The organism is Chryseobacterium sp. 6424 (assembly GCF_003692615.1).
Classification (GTDB): Bacteria; Bacteroidota; Bacteroidia; order Flavobacteriales; family Weeksellaceae; genus Kaistella.
Genome location: NZ_CP023540.1, coordinates 1,388,592 through 1,407,278, shown reverse-complemented (window position 1 = coordinate 1,407,278; position 18,687 = coordinate 1,388,592). Strand labels below are relative to the sequence as shown.

Sequence of the window (18,687 nt, the reverse complement as noted above, 5' to 3'; positions counted from 1 at the left end):
TATGAAGAATTTTTTAGTGTTATTAGGTCTTATTTCCGGGAGTCTTGCCCTTTCCGCGCAGGTCATCATTGGCGATGCCACCGGCACAGCGACAGATAAAACATCGGTTCTGCTTGAATTTGCAGCCACCGGCGACCGCGGAATTATTCTTCCGTATGTGACCGACAAATCGGCAATTACCACTCCTGGTACCATCGTGCTGGATGCTTCGGTGCCTACCGCGGCTTTTGTAAAAGTTTTCAACGGAACTACATGGGAAAACCTGACTGTACAACACAGCAACGTATCAGCCGCGCTTGCTTTACAGGCCGGAACTACCGAGCAGAACGGTGCAAAAGCCATAATTGGCAGTACTGCTTCATCCGCTGACGGTGTGCTGGTACTTGAATCGAACACAAAAGCAATGGTGTTGCCAATGACTAACGCTTACCAGAATATTGTAAATCCTGCCCCTGGTACGATGGTTCTTTTACGGAACGCAGAACTGATGGTGTTGGCTGTTTACAATGGCACTGAGTGGAGTTTTTGGAGCTATTAAAATTCATTAAAGCTTTAATCTGTCAGAAATATTTTGAGATCAGTAGTTATACCAACCATCCTCTAAAGATTTGGTACATAACTCGTTTTTCAGAATTTCCGTAGGGCGTTTATGGCTTACAGCATATTTATTAGTCGGTTTTTTAGTACTAGCATAGTGCGTCCTGCCAAAAGGATAAATTTAGAGTTTATATAAACTCGTATTATTGCGTATTTTTGCGTCATGCATAACGATACAATCTGCGCGATAGCTACGGCCAACGGAACCGGAGCTCTGGGAATCATCAGGCTTTCGGGCGAAAAGGCGGTCGAAATTACCAACCGTGTTTTCGAGGGTAAAAACCTCGAAGATGTGAAATCGCACACCGTGCATTACGGTTTCATCAAAAACGGCGAAGAAACGGTGGATGAAGTGATGGTTTCAGTTTTTTTGGCACCCAAAACATTCACCACCGAAAATTCCATCGAAATTACCTATCACGGTTCGCCTTACATTGGCAAAAAGATTCTCGAAGTATTGCTGAAGAACGGTGCGCGGATGGCCAAAGCCGGGGAGTTCACGATGCGCGCTTTCATGAACGGTCGAATAGATCTGTCACAGGCGGAATCCATCGCCGACCTCATCGCCTCTGAAAATGAAGCCTCACGAAAGGTGGCGCTGAACCAATTGAAAGGTGGCATCACGAATGAAATTTCGGTGCTTCGCACAGACCTCCTGAATTTTGTATCACTTATTGAACTTGAACTTGATTTCGCTGAGGAAGATGTAGAGTTTGCGGACCGCAGCGCGCTACAGCATCTGCTCAGCCGCATCGAAGAAAAACTGCGTTCACTTCTGGATAGTTTCCAGTACGGAAATGCCCTGAAAAATGGGGTAGCGGTGGCAATCTTAGGGAAGCCCAACGCCGGAAAATCAACGCTGCTGAATGCAATTTTAAAAGAAGAACGCGCCATCGTGAGCGCCATCGCAGGCACCACGCGCGACACCATTGAAGAGGTGATACACATCAAAGGCAACGCCTTCCGCCTGATTGATACCGCAGGTTTACGCGAAACGACCGATGAGATTGAACGCATCGGCGTACAGAAAGCAAGAGAAAAAGTGGATCAGGCAGAAATCCTGATTTACCTCACCGATGCCAACACGCAGGACCTCACAGAAGATATAGCGATGCTCAAGCCCCTGTTGCGCCCTGAACTGAAGACGATCATCTGTGCCACCAAAACCGATGAAGCGCCAGCGCATCAGTACAAAAAGATGGAAGAAGATTTCCGCCAGCAGCTGGGAACGGATTTTACGTTCATTGAGATTTCAGCAAAATCAAACCATAATCTTGAGCAGTTAAAGAATGAACTTTCAGCCTACGTGGCACAGCTGAAAACCGGCGAAAGCAATGTCGTCATTACCAATCAGCGGCATTTTGAAGCATTGCAGAAATCTCTGGATGCCGTAGAACGGGTGGAGGAGGCCATCACCTCGCGCATTTCCACCGAACTGCTCGCCTACGAACTTCGCAATGCCCTCGAACATTTAGGAGAAATCTCAGGCGAGTTCACGAACGATGAAGTATTGGGGAATATTTTTTCTAAGTTTTGTATCGGGAAATAGACTGTGTTTTTACATTGTATATAAATTGCAATTATAATAATGTGATTAGTAAATATTTGTAAATATCATTATATTTTTCAATTTCTACCTTAGGAGCAATCAAAATATCTCGTAATCATTTCAATAAAAAATGTTTTGGTTGGGTTTCCTTGAATTATGTTATCTTGATTACTATCTATAGCATTTTACTTCGTATTAAAAATTTCTCCGAACTCAAACTCTTTAATATTGGAAATTGCTTGTCTTGGATTAATGGCTTCCATTGATCGGTTTATTTTACCTCTTTGCTTTTCTCCAGCTCCTAAGAATTTACTAACAGATTTCCAATTGTTGCCGTCTATTATTTGCATTAAAAATGCTGATTGACACATTTCAGAAAAATCAAATGTTGGTTGGTTAAATTCTTCAATGCCTTGTGAAACAAGCATTACAGCTACTCCCTGTGAACGGACTTCACGCAACAATTTTTCTAAAATTTCTTGTGATTTCTTTTCTTTAAATACATTATGGGCTTCATCAATATGTAATACATATCGAAGACCGCTATAATTGTCCTCAATAGGCACTTTATCCATATTCATAAATGTATTATACAGATAATAAATATGAAAGTGATTTAGGTTTTTTTACTTGGGCGTGTCCCTTCGGGTCGGGCTATCCGCTACAAGTCCTCGCTCGTTCCTCGCTGTGGGCTTTTCGCTTCTATCCCTCACGCAAACGCGTAATAGTTCAGAAATTAAATCTCTTTCGATGTTGATAAAGATTGTCTAAAGCAGGATGAAAATTAGAATTTATTGGGAGTGATATTTTATTTCCTGCAAATTGAGAAATATTGTAAATCGAAGGTTTTTCTACAAAATTTTTATTGATAATTACTTTATAATCATCAGAGATAGAAATCAAGCCTCTATCAGATGCTCTGTGAAGATTTGGACAAAGTGCAATTCCGTTTGTTAATGTGTCATCATAACCTTCTGAAAAAAAATACTTTTTAATAAAATTTCTTACAACATAAAAAACTTTCAGAAGGATAGATTGATGCAGTGTTTGCCTCAACATCGTACGATACATCTTCCACAAAAAGTAATCGGTACCTAACTGAGCTTTCACTTTTCTCACCACCACAGCGAAAAATAAAGCCATTGTCCGCTATTGTCCGGTTTTGTCTGGTGGTGTCCATCTGTGTCCGTCTAAGTCGGCACCAAAAGCAGTTTTGTTGCAGGCTTGTTGCGGATTTGTTGCGGATTGCTTCGGAAAAAAGGCCAATTTGGGAAGAAGGGTGAGAGAAGACCAAAAGGAAAGCCGAAGTAAGGCGCACGCTTCAAATACAATTTTCTCAGCATAGTCTTTGTCACTTCGGGTTTAAAATTTCGCGGATCCTACCGATACTTTTTATAGATGTGTAGACGTCTCTCACCCGTGGTTAAGTCGCGCATTTTAACAAGAACGTGGAAATCTAAGATTATTTGATTGTCCTAACAGCTTTTCTTTCTTTAATCTTTTACTTTTTTGTAACCTATTTTAGGACGGGACTAACACTGTAGATTTTGTTTGAATTATCTCTTTCCCAAACAACTCGCTTCAAATCCCTAAATTTGCACAAAATATTTTGTTATGAACTTAAAAGGAAAAAACGCGATTATTACCGGTGGTGGACGTGGACTTGGGAAAGCGGTTGCGACCGCTCTGGCTAAAGAAGGCGTAAATATTGGCCTCACCGGCCGTAATGAGGAAAACCTAAAAGCCGCCGCCAGCGAGCTGGCAGCCTTTGGTGTAAAGGCGACATATGCGGTATTCAGTATTGATGATGAAGTAAAGGTAAGACAAGGTATCGAAACACTGGCCCGCGAACTTGGCGGTGTGGATATTCTGGTGAATAACGCTGGGATTGGTGATTTCGGGAAATTGAATGACATGTCAAGCGAAACCTGGGAGCAGGTGATTAAAACCAATCTATTCGGTGTATATTACGCTGCGAAAACCGTTTATCCCTATCTGAAGGAAGCCGGGGCCGGCGACATTGTAAATGTGGCTTCAACAGCCGGGCTGAAAGGTGGTCCGAACATGTCCGCTTATGCCGCCTCAAAAGCTGCAGTCATCTCTCTTTCACAATCCATGATGGCCGAATGGCGCAAGGAAAACATCCGGGTGATTACCCTCACACCGAGTACCATTGCCTCCGACATGTCGATCCAGGGCGGACTCACAGATGGGAATCCGGAGAAAATACTTCAGCCCGAAGATTTTGCAGAATGGGTACGTGATATCCTCAAAATGAACCGCCGCGCACTGATTGCGAATGGTTCTATTTTCTCGACAAATCCGTAATCCTTTATGAAGTTATGGGCCTCGCTAGGTTTTAATCACTCACAACGCTTATTACTCCGCATCTCAGTTAATAGCTGTAGACAGACACGGAATATCCTGTTGGTTTTTGCGGTTAAAGAGAGATATGGATCACAGGATTTATGATTCCACGTTATATTACAATTAAAAAAAGGCTGCTCCCGATATTGGAAGCAGCCTCTTTATATTGTCAACGGGTTGTTAGTGTCCGCTGTGGCCATCGATGCCATGCGCGTGACCATGATTGAGTTCTTCTTCGGTCGCAGGCCTTGTAGCTACAATCTCTACATCGAAAGTCAGTGTTTTACCAGCCATCGGATGGTTGAGGTCTACCACAACCGTGTCAGGTGTTACTTCCAATACCACGGCGTTTACGCGGTTACCATCAGCATCCTGTAACGGCAGCATAGCGCCTACCGGTGGCATACCCGACTGCTCGAACATTTCTACCGGAAGTTGGGTAGTGGCTCCTTCCTGTCTTTCGCCATAACCCTCTTCAGGTGTGATGGTGAAGGAACGCTTGTCGCCAGCGCTTAGGCCGCTAAGTTCCGCTTCGAATTTAGGCAGCATCATGCCTACGCCATACAGAAATACAAAAGGGTTCTCTGTCTCCGTTTTTTCGATGAAGGTCTGGGTTCCGTCAGCCTCCACGGCGTTTAGGGTGTAGTGCAGTGCTACTACGTAATTGTTGTCTATTGTCATGTGATGTTTTTTTGAGCGGCGTATGGGCGACTCTGTTCAATAATAATAAGGAAGATTCCTGCTACAAAGGTAAACTTTTGAATTAAAATACAGTGCTGTAGGAATTAGTTCTGTTGAAGAGACACCTCACCACTGTCTGACAGTATCAGGATGCCTTCTGCCTGTCCGTTGAAGCCTTTCAACTTAGTGGTCTTCCGTTTGGTGATGAGGTCTAGCAGTTGTTTTTCGGTGAGTTTCTTATCCATCACCACGAACGGAACCCTGAAACCGCACTGCTGGTGGGCCGAACAGCCGATAGCGGCTTTACCTTTCATTAAAGGCTTACTACATAACGGGCATGGGTGTGAATCCCAAACGATTTCCTGTATCTTTCGTGGTTTCTTTATTTTGGGTTCAGCGTTTTCGGCTTTTGCATGAAATGTCACTGTGCGGGTATTGTCATTAATGACTTTCCGGGTAAGATCGGTCACCATCGTCACCAGTTCTTCTTTGAAAAGCTGAGCCTCATACTCGCCACGCTCTATCTTCCGTAGCTTGTATTCCCATTCCCCGGTAAGTTCAGGACTTTTCAGCAGCTCGTCATCAATGGTATCAATAAGGTCGATGCCGGTCGGGGTGGCGAAGATGTTTTTCTTCTTCCGTTCGATGTATTTTCTTTTAAAAAGTGTCTCGATGATGTTGGCACGGGTTGACGGGCGACCGATACCGTTGTTCTTCATCATTTCGCGCAGCTCTTCATCATCTATCTGTTTTCCTGCTGTTTCCATCGCGCGCAGGAGGGTGGCTTCGGTATAGGGTTTCGGTGGCGAAGTTTTACCCTGATGTACCAGGGGTTCGTGTGGGCCTTGTTCGCCCTTGGTAAAATTCGGGATATGCTGCTCTTCCTCCTTATCCTTTTTAGTGGATTCTTCTTTTTTGTCTTTATCATACACCGCACGCCAGCCCGGTTCCAGGATCTGTTTACCGTTGGCCCTGAAGGGTATGGTACCTACTTTTCCTTCCACTAAAGTGTTAGATATCTTACATTCAGGATAAAATACCGCGATGAAACGTCGGGCGACGAGGTCATAGATTTGCTTTTCCTCTTTTGTTAGACTTGCGGTTGGCGGTACCTCGGTGGGGATGATGGCATGGTGATCGGTCACTTTCGTATCATCAAACACAGCTTTACTTTTGGGTATAGGCGCATCGAGCAGGGGAGCGATAAGGGCTTGGTAATGGTGCATGCGTTGCAAGATCCCAGAGATCTTGGGATAAAGATTTTCAGAGAGGTAAGTGGTATCTACCCTTGGGTATGTGGTATGCTTTTTCTCGTAAAGGCTTTGGATGTATTTGAGGGTATGGTCTGCGGAAAACCCGAATTTCCGGTTGGCCTCCACCTGTAGTGCGGTAAGGTCAAACAGTCTGGGGTTTTTCTCTTTCCCTTCCTTGATTTCAAACGACACAATCTCGAAAGGGTGCTGCTTTAGGTAAGCAAGTCCGCTGTCTGCTTTCTGCTGGGTTTTCAACCGGTCTATCGCTGCGCTGAAGAGTACGTCGCGGTAGGTGGTTTTCAGTTCCCAATATTCTTCACTGGTAAACGCGTCAATCTCTTTTTGGCGCTGCACGAGCATGGCCAAAGTAGGAGTCTGTACACGCCCGATAGAGAGTACCCCGTTGCCACCGCCAAATTTTCGGGTAAAAAGTCGCGTAGCGTTGATACCGAGCAGCCAATCGCCTACCGCACGGGCATTGCCGGCCAGGTAAAGATTCTGGTAATCTGAGCCGGGTTTTAGGTTGGCGAATCCCTCTTTAATGGCTTCTTCAGTTAAGGAAGAAATCCATAATCGCTGTACGGGTTTTTTACATTTGGCTTTTTGCAGTACCCAGCGCTGTATAAGTTCCCCTTCCTGTCCCGCATCCCCACAGTTAATCACCTCTTCGCAGTCTGCCACTAATCTTTCGATGATTTTAAACTGTTTCTCAACGCCCGGGTTCGGGATGAGCTTGATCCCGAAACTCTGCGGAATGATGGGCAGGAAGATCAGGTCCCACGATTTGTAGTGCGGGCTATAGTCATGAGGTTCCTTCAAGGTACAGAGGTGCCCGAAGGTCCAGGTCACCCAATATCCGTTGCCTTCATAATATCCCTGTTTAGGCATGTCTGCACCTAAGACTTTGGCAATATCACGGGCCACACTGGGCTTTTCGGCAATGCATAATTTCATAATCAACTACCTGTTCGAATCGGAGTGCAAATTTGCGGTTTTTTTTCAAGATGAACGGTGTGGGCGGTTATTGTATTTGATATAAAAATTGTGCATTATCATAACCTTTTTATCTGCCTAAAAAGCCAGCCAGCTGCAAATTCAGGTGATCCATAAATAACGTATTTAAGATCTAGGATCTGATACGTGATAAAAATCAACAAATGTTACCTGAGTACCTTCAGGTTATAATGAACATATAATCACATATTTACAACTGATGTTTAAACGCGTGTTTATCTACTGTATCATTATTTTTAACTACTGAAATTTGTCATGCCGTTTATCCCAGAAAATAGCTACCTTAGCTACCCTTAATTTAAAGGCTTGCATACGGCTTTTGGTATGCAAATGTTCAGTATGACCAGGAAAGGACAAATCGTAGAAATCCCTGCTACCTCAACCATTTATGAGGCTGGCGCTACTGAAGGGCTTCTTACGGCTGACCTACTGCAGCAGGCCGCTTTCCCAAAATCATATTCATTATTCGATGGTTTTCTGGTAGGTGAGCATGAGGGTTGCGAACATTTTGCGCTCGGGCAGCGTAAAGGCATTGGGGTTGGCGGAAAAAAAGCCCCACTGTTCGTCATCGGTATTGATGAACGCGAAAACCGCCTATTTGTTGGGCAAGGGGCTGACCACCCGGGTTTGAAAGCATGTGTTTTCCGGTTTGCTTTAAATCATGCGATACCCAGCGATAACTTCAATACGGCCACCTATCCGCTATCCGCACAGGTTGTTTCCACTATCCAATCGCATCTTCCTTTGGCAATGTTGCACCGTATTGGGGAGGACCTCTTCATTGTCTTCCAGAACGAAGTTCCGGTGACGATACTCAATGGCAGCCTTGAGGTATATACTGACCAGATACTTCACATGACGATTCATAATTCAAACAAACGATATGAGAATTAAACTATCTTTTTTAGTAAGTGTGGTTTCATGCTTACTATACGCACAAAGTGCACCCAGCTATTATTCGGGTGTTAATTTTACTAAAAAAGGCAACGCCCTGAAAGAGGACCTCGCCAATTTAATCACCAATACGCACAGCAAAGTGATTTCATACAGTGAGTTGCAGACACTTATGAAAACCAGTGATGTAGATCCTAGCAATTCATCTAACCTGCTACTCATCTATGGTTCTGAGGCATCAGGAACACACCAGCGAAGCCGGCCGAAGGGCGGGTCATGGAACCGCGAGCATGTGTACGCAAAATCCAAAGGGACACCCAACCTCGGGACTTCCGGCCCAGGTGCCGACGGTCATCACCTCCGTCCTGCCGATACTTCACTCAACAGTACCCGCGGCAGTCTGCTGTTTGATGATGGTGCGGGTGCTAAGGCGTACAAAACCAGCCGTGGGGGGTGGTTCCCAGGTGATGAATGGAAAGGTGATGTCGCAAGGATCCTGATGTACATGTACGTAAGATACAACAGCCGCGCGCTGCCACTGAACATCACGATGAATCCCAGCACATATTCCTCTGATTTCCCAGATATACTGCTGAAATGGAACGTGGAAGACCCTGTGTCTGCCTTTGAAATACAACGGAATAACGTGGTAGCACAAACACAGAAGAACAGAAACCCGTTCATCGACAACCCTTATCTTGCGACCGCGATCTGGGGTGGGCCAACTGCACAGAACAACTGGCCAGATACTTTCAGTGGCGGTACTGCGGGCGATACTGAAGCCCCAACAGCTCCTACACAACTCACAGTTACCGCCAAGGCACAGACCTCGGTATCCCTATCCTGGAAGGCCTCTACCGACAACCTGGCTTTAGGAAGCTATGAAGTATATGTAAACGGATTACCGAACATCACGGTATTTGGTACGGAAGCCACAGTTACCGGTCTTGCCCCTGCTACCTCATACACTTTTTATGTCATCGCTAGTGATACCTCTGGCAACCGTTCTGCCGCCAGTAATGTGGCCGAAGCTACTACCACCGCACCACCGACAGGTGTAGGGACTACGTGCGGTACCGAAGATTTCAACAACGTATCGGGCAGTTCTTCGTCTTATTCTGATAAATCCTGGAACAATAACGGTATCAACTGGACGGCTACCTCAGCACGCAATGATTCGCCGGTTTACATTGACGGAAGCCAGGCGATATGCATCAGAAATGGGACCTTGAAGTCTTCCGTTATTTCAGGAGGCATCGGCACTTTGTCCGTAAAAACTTATCTCCCATTCTCTGATACCTCAGCTACGTACACCTTAAAGATCAATGGGGTGGAAAAAGGCAAAATAACCGCTACTAAAACAGCGCAGACGGTTACTGTTGCAAACATCAATGTGGCAGGTGACTTCACCATTGAACTGGTTGCTGATAATTCCAGCGGCGTAAGAATGTCTATTGATGACCTTAGCTGGACCTGCTTTTCAGCGTTATCAACAGATCAGAGTGCGGTGAAGTCTAATAAAATCAAGATTCACCCGAACCCGGTACGAAACAGCGAATTTTCGATTAGTGGGATTGGCAATAAGGAAACCGTAAGCGTGTACAGCCTTAGCGGACAACTGTTGCAGCGCTTCGATAATGTGAACAATCAACAGAAAATCGTGCTGAAAAAACTGGCGAAAGGAGTGTATTTCGTCACTACCAAAACCCAGTCTGCGAAACTGATCATCGACTAATGATGCTTTAACGAAAGAAGCCGTCGCACTTTTCTGCAGACGGCTTTTTTTATGCCTTATTTTACCATGTATTGATGTATGAAACCGATCTGTCCCGTGCGTGGTACCTTAACTTTATACCAAGACACATGTCTTTCAAGAAAAATAAGTTTGGTATCCTGCCGAAGATTACATACAATTTCGGCACTCATGTTGGGCTGTTTTCTGATATTTACACGGTCGTATTTCGTCACCAGATAACCATTTTTTACATTAACTATATTGATTCGATTTTTTGATGCATTTTTTTTGTTTCTGATGACATGATACATATCCAGGTTTTGCTGCTGGCCGTACATCTTCGTTTTTATAGAATCAAGGTGCCTAACACCGCCATTTGGTATATATGGCTTATCCAGAAATGGGGTGGCGGGTAGCATGTTTACCGCCATCAGCGCCAAGGGCAGTGCGGTTTTCATTACCGCTGCGTAGTATAAAAAAGTTTTCATCAAGTGTGTTTAACAACGCGCTGGCTTCAAATTATAGGCCGTAAGATAAATATTTTTCCGGTTGATACCAATGGTTGATGTCTTTAATTAAAATATTTATTAAAAAATAACAGTCACAACTTTCCACTGACTTCTGCCAGTGCCAGATGTTTTTTTTAAATCTCTTCTTCCGGGGGATTGATGATTTTTAATTTCCGTGTTTTCAGGTCAAATATGTCATGCTCACTCATCAGGTGAAGTACCATGTTTTCAATCGAAAGCGGTGCGCCTTCTTCTACATCGTTGAGGTTGCTTTGTATGATGTGCTGTCCGTCTATTATGATCAGACATCCGGGGCCTACAGCTTCCATCTTATTGCGGTGGACAAGCAACGCCGTATTCTCTTCAAGCCCTACGCCTAATATCTTTGGGTTGCTGACAATGATCTCAAACAGACGGCCAATCCTGCCACGGCTGATGAAATGCGTATCGAAAATCACATCCTCCACGAAAGCGAAACCGGTTGAAGTATGTACTTTTCCTTTGTAGGGAGCCTCTTCACTTGTGCCGTTCAACACCATACTTTCCGAAGCGGCTGCAGCGCCGGCGGAGGTCCCTGCATATATAAAATCGGGTTCATTAAGTTTTTCTTTTAAAATTTGGTAGAATTTGGATCCTCCAAGTACCGAGGTGAGCCGAAGTTGGTCACCACCGGTAACGAAGACCGCATCTGCATTCCGTAGTCTTTCAAGTATGTCTGGGTGGTCGGCTTCTTCACGGTTCTGCATGATCATGACGCCTACGTTTTTAGCCTTCAATTTGCCAAAGGCTTCCAGATAATCCTCAGCGACTTCTTCAGGAATGCTGGCAGCGGCGGTGATGATTTCTATTTTCGATTTATTGCCTTTCCGGCTTTCATCAATGAATCTTTTTAAGATGTTGCTTTCTGAAAATTCCTGCTCGTGGCCGCTTTTATCTTCATTGCCACCGATAATCAATAATTTGCCTCTCATATTAGTTCATTAGTTAAGATAATCCAAAGTTTCTTCTGTAGAAATGGTTGCTTTGCTTTTTCGGTAAGATTCAATAATGTCGGTGACATGGCGGTAATCATCGCACAGGGCGACAATGAAATCGCCACACCCGGCCATCTCCATCGCATGTTTTATGGCTTTGGCCTCATCAGGGATCAAGGTATATTTCAGTTGGGGGTGCGTTTCCGCAAGCACTGTGGTCATCAGGCGGTGCATTTCCTCGAGCGTGCGGCCACGCAGGTCATGTTCCTGACGGATAATAAGATAATCGAACATTTCTGCACCCAATCTGGCCATTTCTGCAATATCATCGTCACGTCGGTCGCCGACACCTGAAATGATGCCAATCTTTCTCTTGGCGGTGATATGGCTCAAGTACTGTTGTATCGCTCGCATGCCGTGCGGATTGTGTGCATAATCTACGAGTACCGAGAAGTTCCCGAATTCATGAAGATTCATTCTGCCCGGCGTTGTTTCCGAGCACGGTCGGAAACTCATGAAAGACTGCCGGATCTGCTCCGGTGAAAATCCATAGGCGAATGCCGCGGCCGCGGCCGCCAATATGTTTGCAGTCATGAAGACAGCGGAACCGTTCATCGTAAGTGGTATGTCAGCCACTTTCGCCAATTCGGTTTGCACTTTATTCCTTTCCAATATCACAAGGGGATCTTTGATATAGGCAGCTATACCACCAAGCTCCAGATGTTCGAGCAGCACTGGATGATCATGCTCCATACTGAAATAAGCAACTTGACAGTTCAGTTCACCAGCCATTTTCACACAATGTGGATCTTCCGCATTCAGTACCGCATAACCTGTTGCTTTTACCGTTCGTGGAACCGTAGCTTTTACTTCCGCCAATTCTTCCAGCGTATGAATATCACAAAGTCCCAAATGGTCTTCCTGTACATTCGTGACGATGCCTACATCACATTGGTCGAAGGCCAGGCCCGCACGCAACAAACCTCCGCGCGCAGTTTCAAGTACCGCAAATTCTACCATTGGGTCGCGCAGCAGCAATGATGCGCTGGATGGTCCCGAGCAATCCCCAGAATTTATTTGATGCTGATTGATGTAAACCCCGTCGGTAGTGGTATATCCCGTAGTATAACCGCACTGCTGCGTAAGGTGAGCGAGCAGGCGGGTAGTGGTGGTCTTACCATTGGTTCCGGTTACTGAGAAGATAGGGATTCGGCTTTCCGTGCCTGGAGGAATGAGCATGTCAACGACCTCACGCGCTGGATTTCTGGGGGTGCCGTTGCTGGGCGACAGATGCATACGGAAGCCGGGTGCCGCATTCACCTCTATCACCGCACCACCATTTTGAGATAATGGGGTGCTGATGTCAGGCGCTATCACATCAATTCCACAAATGTCGAGGCCAACTGTGGCTGCGATTCGTTCGGCCATAAAACGGTTTTCAGGATGTATTTCATCTGTCACATCAGTAGCGGTGCCGCCTGTACTAAGGTTGGCGGTGGATTTCAGCATGACACGCTGTCCTTCCGCTGGAATACTGTCGGTACTTAAACCTTGCAGGGCAAGAAGACGGTCCGAATCAGAGTCGAGCGTAATTTTTGTCAGTATTGCTTCATGACCGTTGCCGCGATCGGGATGTCTGTTTACCTATTCTACCAGTTCAGTTACCGTGGATCTGCCATCTCCTGTAACATGGCCGGGCAAACGGTGTGCGGCAGCGCTAAGTTTACCGTTGATGACCAGCAACCGGAAGTCTTCTCCTTCAATATAAGTTTCTACAATGATGGTATCGCTGAAGGTTTTCGCATGGTGAAAGGCCAACTCTGCCGCTGCGCTATCGGTAATGTTAATGCAGACGCCGTTACCGTGATTGGCATCCAGTGGTTTTATCACCAATGGATAGTCCATATCTTCTATCAATATTTTTAGTTCTTCCAAAGTCGTACACGTACCGCCTTGTGGCACAGGGATGCCGGCTTCGCAGAGGATGTTTTTAGTACGTTCCTTACTGTCGGTGATGTGGATACCGGTGAAAGAGGTACGGCCCGTGATGGTGGCACGAATCATTTGGCGGTTTTTCCCATATTCGAGCTGTACACTTGAATGACGGTCCAGACGAAGCCACGGGATGCCGCGTTCTTCCGCAGCTTTTACGATACTTAGGGTACTTGGCCCTAAACCATACCTGGCCTTGAGTTGCTGTAACTCTTGTAGATGCCGATGAAGGTCCGCTTCCAGGCCGGAAAGCCAGACGTGCAGAAGTTGTAAGGCAGCCTGCGCGGAATATCGCCCCACTTCTTCGGTATCACACGCAAACACGAGTCGGTAAACACCTGGCTCACGGGTCTGCCGCAAATCGCTGAAACTTCCTTTACTGCCTACGGCATGTTGTAGCGCAAGTGCCACTTCTATATAAAACTTCGCAAGAAATTCTGGGGTATCAGACTTAGGATTGGCATTATTAACGCTCCCAGACGGTAAGAGTTCTTCGGGATGTTGTAGCCGAAGCGTATAAAGCTGACGATGAAGAAAATTAATCAACTCCCGGGGGAGAGTGGTTTTTTCGGTATCAAGGCGTACCTGAACAAGACCATGATGCATGACACTCCAAACATTAGGTCCCTTTAAATACTGAGTACTGATGATTTTCATATGCATTGAATATGGAATCCACTTATCAAATTCCTTACCACATTGCAGCCTTATCAAGGGAGTTCCATTAACCGGAAAGGTTTTATATCAATCACCTAAAGTATATATTAAGCGAACCTTCTACTATTGAAGTATTTAATTTCATTGGCAGATGGATGCATTAACGATTTGGCAGAATTGTTGCTTGCAGATATTCCGTTCATTATCAACATTATATCACCTAACAATAAAATTTTACTATTATGAAAAAATCAGTTTTGACACTTATGTGCGTGGCTACGCTGATGGCCTGTAAGAAAAACGAAACCACGAGTACTGAAAGTAACACCGACAGTTCTGCCATGGAAATGCCGGCCGATACGATGATGACTACAGATTCCGCTACTGTCAGTGCTTCTGAGGGAACCACCAACCTTAGCGACCAAGACAAGATGTTTGCTGATGATGCGGCTAAAGGCGGTATGATGGAAGTGATGCTGGGGCAGTTAGCTGCACAGAATGGCGCAAACAGCCGTGTAAAAGCATTCGGTGATATGATGGTAAAAGACCATACAAAAGCCAATGACGAACTGAAAAGTTGGGCAACTGGAGCCGGATATACACTTCCTGCCAATGCTGATGCCGCACAGCAGAAAATGCATGACGACCTGAAGAACAAAAAAGGAGCCGAGTTCGATCGCGCTTATATGGATATGATGGTACAGCACCACACCGAAACTATTGAGAAATTCCGTAAGCAAAACACAGGTGGCAGCGACCAAACCCTTACCCAATGGGCAGGCAAAACACTCCCAACGCTTGAAGCACATCTTACACAGGCAAAAGAAATACAGACTGCTGTAAAATAATACATTATAAACCCACTTATAACCCACCATTTCGGTGGGTTTTTTTAGTTTATATATTTATTAATCAGAAAATAACTTAAGTATATTTAATAGACTTTATAAATTAATTGATAATTTCTAAATACATCATGTCTATTTTATGCATGTTCATTATAGATAGGTTTTGGTTGGCATCAGCTACAATTTACGATAATATTGCATAAAATAATGATATGAATAGTACAAGGACATTGCCCGTTCCATGCAGCACAAGAGGCTACAGCACATAATCAGTCGGTAGCAAACAATCCACATCAAGGTGAAACCATTCACAGTGAAAACGAAAAAAATGATACCGCTAACAATTCTACAGGCGGAAAATGCCCCGTAATTCATGGTGGACTTACCGGCACAGCAAATGCCGTAACCGAATGGTGGCCGAATGCACTAAACCTAGATATCCTTTCGCAGCACGATACGAAAACCAATCCACTGGGAGAAGATTTTGATTACAAGGCAGCCTTCAATAGTCTTGATCTCGAAGCTGTGAAGAATGACATCAGAATTCTGCTCACCGATAGCCAGGACTGGTGGCCTGCAGACTGGGGAAATTATGTCGGCATGTTTGTACGCACCGCCTGGCATCTCGCCGGCAGCTACCGCGTAATGGAAGGCCGTGGCGGTGGCAATACCGGTAACCAACGTTTTGCGCCGCTGAACTCTTGGCCCGACAATGTGAATACCGATAAAGGACGCCGATTGCTATGGCCCATTAAAAAGAAATACGGAAACAAAATCTCCTGGGGAGACCTCATCATTCTCGCCGGCACTGTAGCTTATGAAGAAGTGGGACTAAAGACTTTCGGCTTTGCCGGTGGTAGGAAAGACATCTGGCATCCCGAGAAAGATGTATATTGGGGCGCTGAAAAAGAATGGCTTGCCGCTACCGAAAACCGCTATGACAGCGATGAGAACCGCGAAAGCCTTGAAAACCCACTGGCGGCGGTACAGATGGGCCTTATTTATGTGAACCCGGAAGGGGTGGATGGCAACCCAAATCCGCTGAGAACCGCACAGGATATGAAAGTCACCTTCAGAAGAATGGGTATGAATAACGAAGAAACCGTAGCCCTTACCGCAGGCGGACATACGATAGGGAAAGCACATGGGAACGGTGATGCCTCTGTCTTAGGCGGTGATCCTGAAGAGGCTGATGTTACAGAACAGGGCTTGGGATGGCACAACCCTAAAGGTACCGGTAATGCAGGAAATACCGTAGTTTCCGGAATTGAAGGTGCCTGGACAACAACACCAACCCGTTGGGACAACGAATTCCTGACACTGCTCTTTAAATATGACTGGGCGCTTACCAAGTCACCAGCCGGGGCGCACCAGTGGGAACCCATCAACATCGCCGAAGAAGACATGCCTGTAGATGCACATAACCCCAGCGTGAAGCGAAACCCAATGATGACCGATGCGGATATGGCGCTGAAAGTAGATCCGGAATATCGTGCCATTTCTGAAAGATTTCTGGCGGATCCCGACTATTTCTCTGAAGTTTTCGCTAGAGCGTGGTTTAAACTGACACACCGCGATCTTGGCCCGAAATCCAGATACCTGGGACCTGATGTCCCCGCAGAAGATTTGATCTGGCAAGACCCAATTCCTGAGGTTGATTATACGCTCTCTGAAGCAGATGTGGCCGAACTGAAACAATTGTTACTCAACAGCGGGCTTAGCCGTAGTGAATTGATTACTACTGCATGGGATTCCGCGAGGACTTACAGGGGATCAGATTATCGGGGAGGAGCCAACGGTGCACGCATCAGACTGATGCCGCAGCGCAATTGGGTTGCAAATGAGCCGGAAAAACTTCATAAAGTCCTTACAAAACTCGATGAAATACAGGCTGCTTTCACTAAAAAAGTGTCCATCGCCGACCTGATCGTCCTAGGGGGTACGGCCGCGGTAGAGCAGGCTGCACAGTTAGCCGGTGTAATCATCAAAATACCATTCGCACCTGGCAGGGGAGACGCGCTACAGGAACAGACGGACATTGAATCATTTGAATATCTGGAACCCCTATATGACGGCTTCAGAAACTTTACCAAAGCACAGTATGCGGTAAAACCTGAAGAATTATTGCTCGACCGCGCACAGCTGATGGGGCTTACCGCACCGGAAATGACAGTCTTGATTGGTGGTATGCGGGTTCTGGGCACTAATTTCGGTGGTGCGAAACATGGGGTATTCACTGATAAAGAAGGGGTATTGACCAATGATTTCTTTGTAAACCTCACCGATATGGCTAACCGATGGATACCAGCGGCCGAAAACTTATACCACATTGTCGACCGCCAAACCGGTGCTGTAAAGTGGACTGCCACCAGAGTTGATTTGGTATTCGGTTCTAATTCCATACTGCGGTCTTATGCTGAAGTGTATGCACAGGATGACAACAAAGAAAAATTTGTAAAAGATTTTGTAAAAGCATGGACCAAAGTCATGAACGCTGACCGTTACGATTTGCTTTAAATCATATATTTTCATATCAACCCTCCCGATATTCGGGAGGGTTTTTCTCTTAGTCATGTATCAGACTAAAATATCATTGTCACAGCAAGTTCTTCCGCAGCGATAAAGTAAAAGGTTATTTCCTAAAAAATTCATGTACAAAAATAGGAGAAAGAACCACCACGGGCTAAAAAAACCAAGTGGAACCATCAAAAACGTCGGCGGTAATTGATAATTTTCCCTAAGTTTGCCTGCATTTCGTATTATTGCAACCGCAAGACTTCTCCCATGATCGACAAAAATTTTTACCTTGAAAACATGACCGCTTTCGATATGATGATTGAAAGCGACCGCCCAGCTGCCGAAAAAGTCATCTTTAAAGTGTATTGTATATTGCAGCGTGACAAATATTGGCTAAGCAACGTGGCTACACCAGAAGAAATTACTGAAGAAGACACCGAACTGCTTGCCGAAACCGAAGCCGAACTTACCGAGCTTGATGAGCAATATAATTTCCGATTTGCCAATTTTCATCAACTGGTTATGAATGAACTGAAAGCTGGCCAAGAATTTTCGGTGCCAGAAACTCTTGAACCAACATTCGAGATGGAAGATGATCTAACTGAAAATGAAGCGTATGGTGAACCTGAATCGGTTGATTATGACGAAGAGGACTTTAATGAAACAGAAGCTATCGAAGATGAAGAATGGGAGGAGGAAGATGATGATATTCATAATGATGAATACGAACTGAACCAGATAATTTCCTGTATTCTTACCAGTGCTAAACAAAGCCTGAGTATAGCGCAACTGCAACAATATTTTCCTGAAGCGGGTGAAGAATTCCTGAGTCATGAAGTGCTGATGCCCATTATCACCGCTAATGTAGGAGAGAAAACGCATGAAGAGTTGGTAGAACTGCTCGCGGAAAACTTTGAGCTGCATGATATGGAAGTCGATCCCGATACACTCTATCATTTCGTAGAAACTGCTGAGATCTGTCTTGAGAAAGAAATGATGGCCTTTGACATCGCGACGGATAGTCTCAACAGTGGGATGTCGGCAGGCAGGGTGCTGGCAACCGTTAAAGCTTTGCTGTAACGTGTATAACGGCCTGTTTC

General features: G+C 45.4%; 16 protein-coding genes. 8 read left to right on the top strand and 8 right to left on the bottom strand.

Going from position 1 to position 18,687, the window contains the following annotated elements; genetic code table 11:
• Window position 1: 1 nt before the first annotated feature.
• Window positions 2-538 carry a hypothetical protein gene (locus CO230_RS06600; protein WP_122027873.1) on the top strand — a complete coding sequence of 179 codons (537 nt, stop codon included), beginning with the start codon at window positions 2-4 and terminating at the stop codon, window positions 536-538.
• Between the two features lie 222 nt (window positions 539-760).
• Window positions 761-2,146, top strand: a complete 1,386-nt coding sequence (gene mnmE, locus CO230_RS06595) for a tRNA uridine-5-carboxymethylaminomethyl(34) synthesis GTPase MnmE (protein ID WP_122027872.1) — start codon at window positions 761-763, stop codon at window positions 2,144-2,146.
• A 185-nt stretch (window positions 2,147-2,331) separates the two neighbouring features.
• Here the strand turns inward: mnmE and CO230_RS06590 are convergent, their stop codons facing one another.
• Window positions 2,332-2,721, bottom strand: a complete 390-nt coding sequence (locus tag CO230_RS06590) for an ATP-binding protein (protein WP_185140486.1) — start codon at window positions 2,719-2,721, stop codon at window positions 2,332-2,334.
• A gap of 154 nt (window positions 2,722-2,875) precedes the next feature.
• Window positions 2,876-3,289, bottom strand: a complete 414-nt coding sequence (locus tag CO230_RS06585; protein WP_122027871.1) for an HNH endonuclease — start codon at window positions 3,287-3,289, stop codon at window positions 2,876-2,878.
• Window positions 3,290-3,760: 471 nt separating this feature from the next.
• Between CO230_RS06585 and CO230_RS06580 the strand changes: the two genes are divergently transcribed.
• A complete protein-coding gene (locus CO230_RS06580; RefSeq protein ID WP_122027870.1) occupies window positions 3,761-4,474 on the top strand; it encodes a 3-ketoacyl-ACP reductase in 714 nt (237 codons plus the stop codon).
• 219 nt (window positions 4,475-4,693) lie between these two features.
• Here the strand turns inward: CO230_RS06580 and CO230_RS06575 are convergent, their stop codons facing one another.
• Window positions 4,694-5,194, bottom strand: coding sequence for a peptidylprolyl isomerase (locus CO230_RS06575; RefSeq protein WP_122027869.1), 501 nt, complete (start codon window positions 5,192-5,194; stop codon window positions 4,694-4,696).
• 104 nt (window positions 5,195-5,298) lie between these two features.
• Complete coding sequence (locus CO230_RS06570; protein WP_122027868.1) at window positions 5,299-7,401, bottom strand: type IA DNA topoisomerase; 2,103 nt, start codon at window positions 7,399-7,401, stop codon at window positions 5,299-5,301.
• Window positions 7,402-7,800: 399 nt separating this feature from the next.
• Here CO230_RS06570 and CO230_RS06565 point away from each other — a divergent pair, with 399 nt between their 5' ends.
• Both CO230_RS06565 and CO230_RS06560 read left to right on the top strand, forming a co-directional pair.
• On the top strand, window positions 7,801-8,355 hold the full coding sequence (locus CO230_RS06565) for a tRNA methyl transferase PRC-barrel domain-containing protein (protein ID WP_228438054.1): 555 nt from the start codon (window positions 7,801-7,803) through the stop codon (window positions 8,353-8,355).
• Window positions 8,345-10,090, top strand: a complete 1,746-nt coding sequence (locus tag CO230_RS06560) for an endonuclease (RefSeq protein ID WP_122027866.1) — start codon at window positions 8,345-8,347, stop codon at window positions 10,088-10,090. Before CO230_RS06565 ends, CO230_RS06560 begins: the two co-directional genes overlap by 11 nt.
• A gap of 56 nt (window positions 10,091-10,146) precedes the next feature.
• Here the strand turns inward: CO230_RS06560 and CO230_RS06555 are convergent, their stop codons facing one another.
• From CO230_RS06555 to CO230_RS06540, 4 genes are all read right to left on the bottom strand, one after another.
• Window positions 10,147-10,578, bottom strand: coding sequence for an SH3 domain-containing protein (locus CO230_RS06555; RefSeq protein ID WP_122027865.1), 432 nt, complete (start codon window positions 10,576-10,578; stop codon window positions 10,147-10,149).
• A gap of 155 nt (window positions 10,579-10,733) precedes the next feature.
• On the bottom strand, window positions 10,734-11,570 hold the full coding sequence (locus CO230_RS06550) for a cyanophycinase (protein ID WP_122027864.1): 837 nt from the start codon (window positions 11,568-11,570) through the stop codon (window positions 10,734-10,736).
• Window positions 11,571-11,579: 9 nt separating this feature from the next.
• The gene (locus CO230_RS06545; protein WP_122027863.1) at window positions 11,580-13,082 is read right to left on the bottom strand and encodes a Mur ligase family protein; all 1,503 of its coding nucleotides are present in this window, start codon (window positions 13,080-13,082) and stop codon (window positions 11,580-11,582) included.
• A gap of 135 nt (window positions 13,083-13,217) precedes the next feature.
• A complete protein-coding gene (locus tag CO230_RS06540; RefSeq protein WP_162989995.1) occupies window positions 13,218-14,222 on the bottom strand; it encodes a cyanophycin synthetase family protein in 1,005 nt (334 codons plus the stop codon).
• A gap of 242 nt (window positions 14,223-14,464) precedes the next feature.
• Between CO230_RS06540 and CO230_RS06535 the strand changes: the two genes are divergently transcribed.
• The 3 genes from CO230_RS06535 to CO230_RS12260 all read left to right on the top strand — a co-directional run bounded on the left by CO230_RS06535 (window position 14,465) and on the right by CO230_RS12260 (window position 18,667).
• Window positions 14,465-15,070, top strand: coding sequence for a DUF4142 domain-containing protein (locus CO230_RS06535; protein WP_122027861.1), 606 nt, complete (start codon window positions 14,465-14,467; stop codon window positions 15,068-15,070).
• A gap of 306 nt (window positions 15,071-15,376) precedes the next feature.
• Window positions 15,377-17,587, top strand: coding sequence for a catalase/peroxidase HPI (katG, locus tag CO230_RS06530; RefSeq protein WP_122027860.1), 2,211 nt, complete (start codon window positions 15,377-15,379; stop codon window positions 17,585-17,587).
• Between the two features lie 267 nt (window positions 17,588-17,854).
• Entirely contained in the window at window positions 17,855-18,667 is an 813-nt protein-coding gene (locus tag CO230_RS12260; RefSeq protein ID WP_185140485.1) for a hypothetical protein, read from the top strand.
• Window positions 18,668-18,687 lie beyond the last annotated feature (20 nt).

Coding starts and splice junctions, on each gene's coding strand:
- CO230_RS06600 (WP_122027873.1), top strand. CDS start 2: ATGAAGAATTTTTTAGTGTTATTAGGTCTTATTTCCGGGAGTCTTGCC.
- mnmE (WP_122027872.1), top strand. CDS start 761: ATGCATAACGATACAATCTGCGCGATAGCTACGGCCAACGGAACCGGA.
- CO230_RS06590 (WP_185140486.1), bottom strand. CDS start 2,721: ATGGATAAAGTGCCTATTGAGGACAATTATAGCGGTCTTCGATATGTA.
- CO230_RS06585 (WP_122027871.1), bottom strand. CDS start 3,289: ATGGCTTTATTTTTCGCTGTGGTGGTGAGAAAAGTGAAAGCTCAGTTA.
- CO230_RS06580 (WP_122027870.1), top strand. CDS start 3,761: ATGAACTTAAAAGGAAAAAACGCGATTATTACCGGTGGTGGACGTGGA.
- CO230_RS06575 (WP_122027869.1), bottom strand. CDS start 5,194: ATGACAATAGACAACAATTACGTAGTAGCACTGCACTACACCCTAAAC.
- CO230_RS06570 (WP_122027868.1), bottom strand. CDS start 7,401: ATGAAATTATGCATTGCCGAAAAGCCCAGTGTGGCCCGTGATATTGCC.
- CO230_RS06565 (WP_228438054.1), top strand. CDS start 7,801: ATGACCAGGAAAGGACAAATCGTAGAAATCCCTGCTACCTCAACCATT.
- CO230_RS06560 (WP_122027866.1), top strand. CDS start 8,345: ATGAGAATTAAACTATCTTTTTTAGTAAGTGTGGTTTCATGCTTACTA.
- CO230_RS06555 (WP_122027865.1), bottom strand. CDS start 10,578: ATGAAAACTTTTTTATACTACGCAGCGGTAATGAAAACCGCACTGCCC.
- CO230_RS06550 (WP_122027864.1), bottom strand. CDS start 11,570: ATGAGAGGCAAATTATTGATTATCGGTGGCAATGAAGATAAAAGCGGC.
- CO230_RS06545 (WP_122027863.1), bottom strand. CDS start 13,082: ATGCTGAAATCCACCGCCAACCTTAGTACAGGCGGCACCGCTACTGAT.
- CO230_RS06540 (WP_162989995.1), bottom strand. CDS start 14,222: ATGAAAATCATCAGTACTCAGTATTTAAAGGGACCTAATGTTTGGAGT.
- CO230_RS06535 (WP_122027861.1), top strand. CDS start 14,465: ATGAAAAAATCAGTTTTGACACTTATGTGCGTGGCTACGCTGATGGCC.
- CO230_RS12260 (WP_185140485.1), top strand. CDS start 17,855: ATGATCGACAAAAATTTTTACCTTGAAAACATGACCGCTTTCGATATG.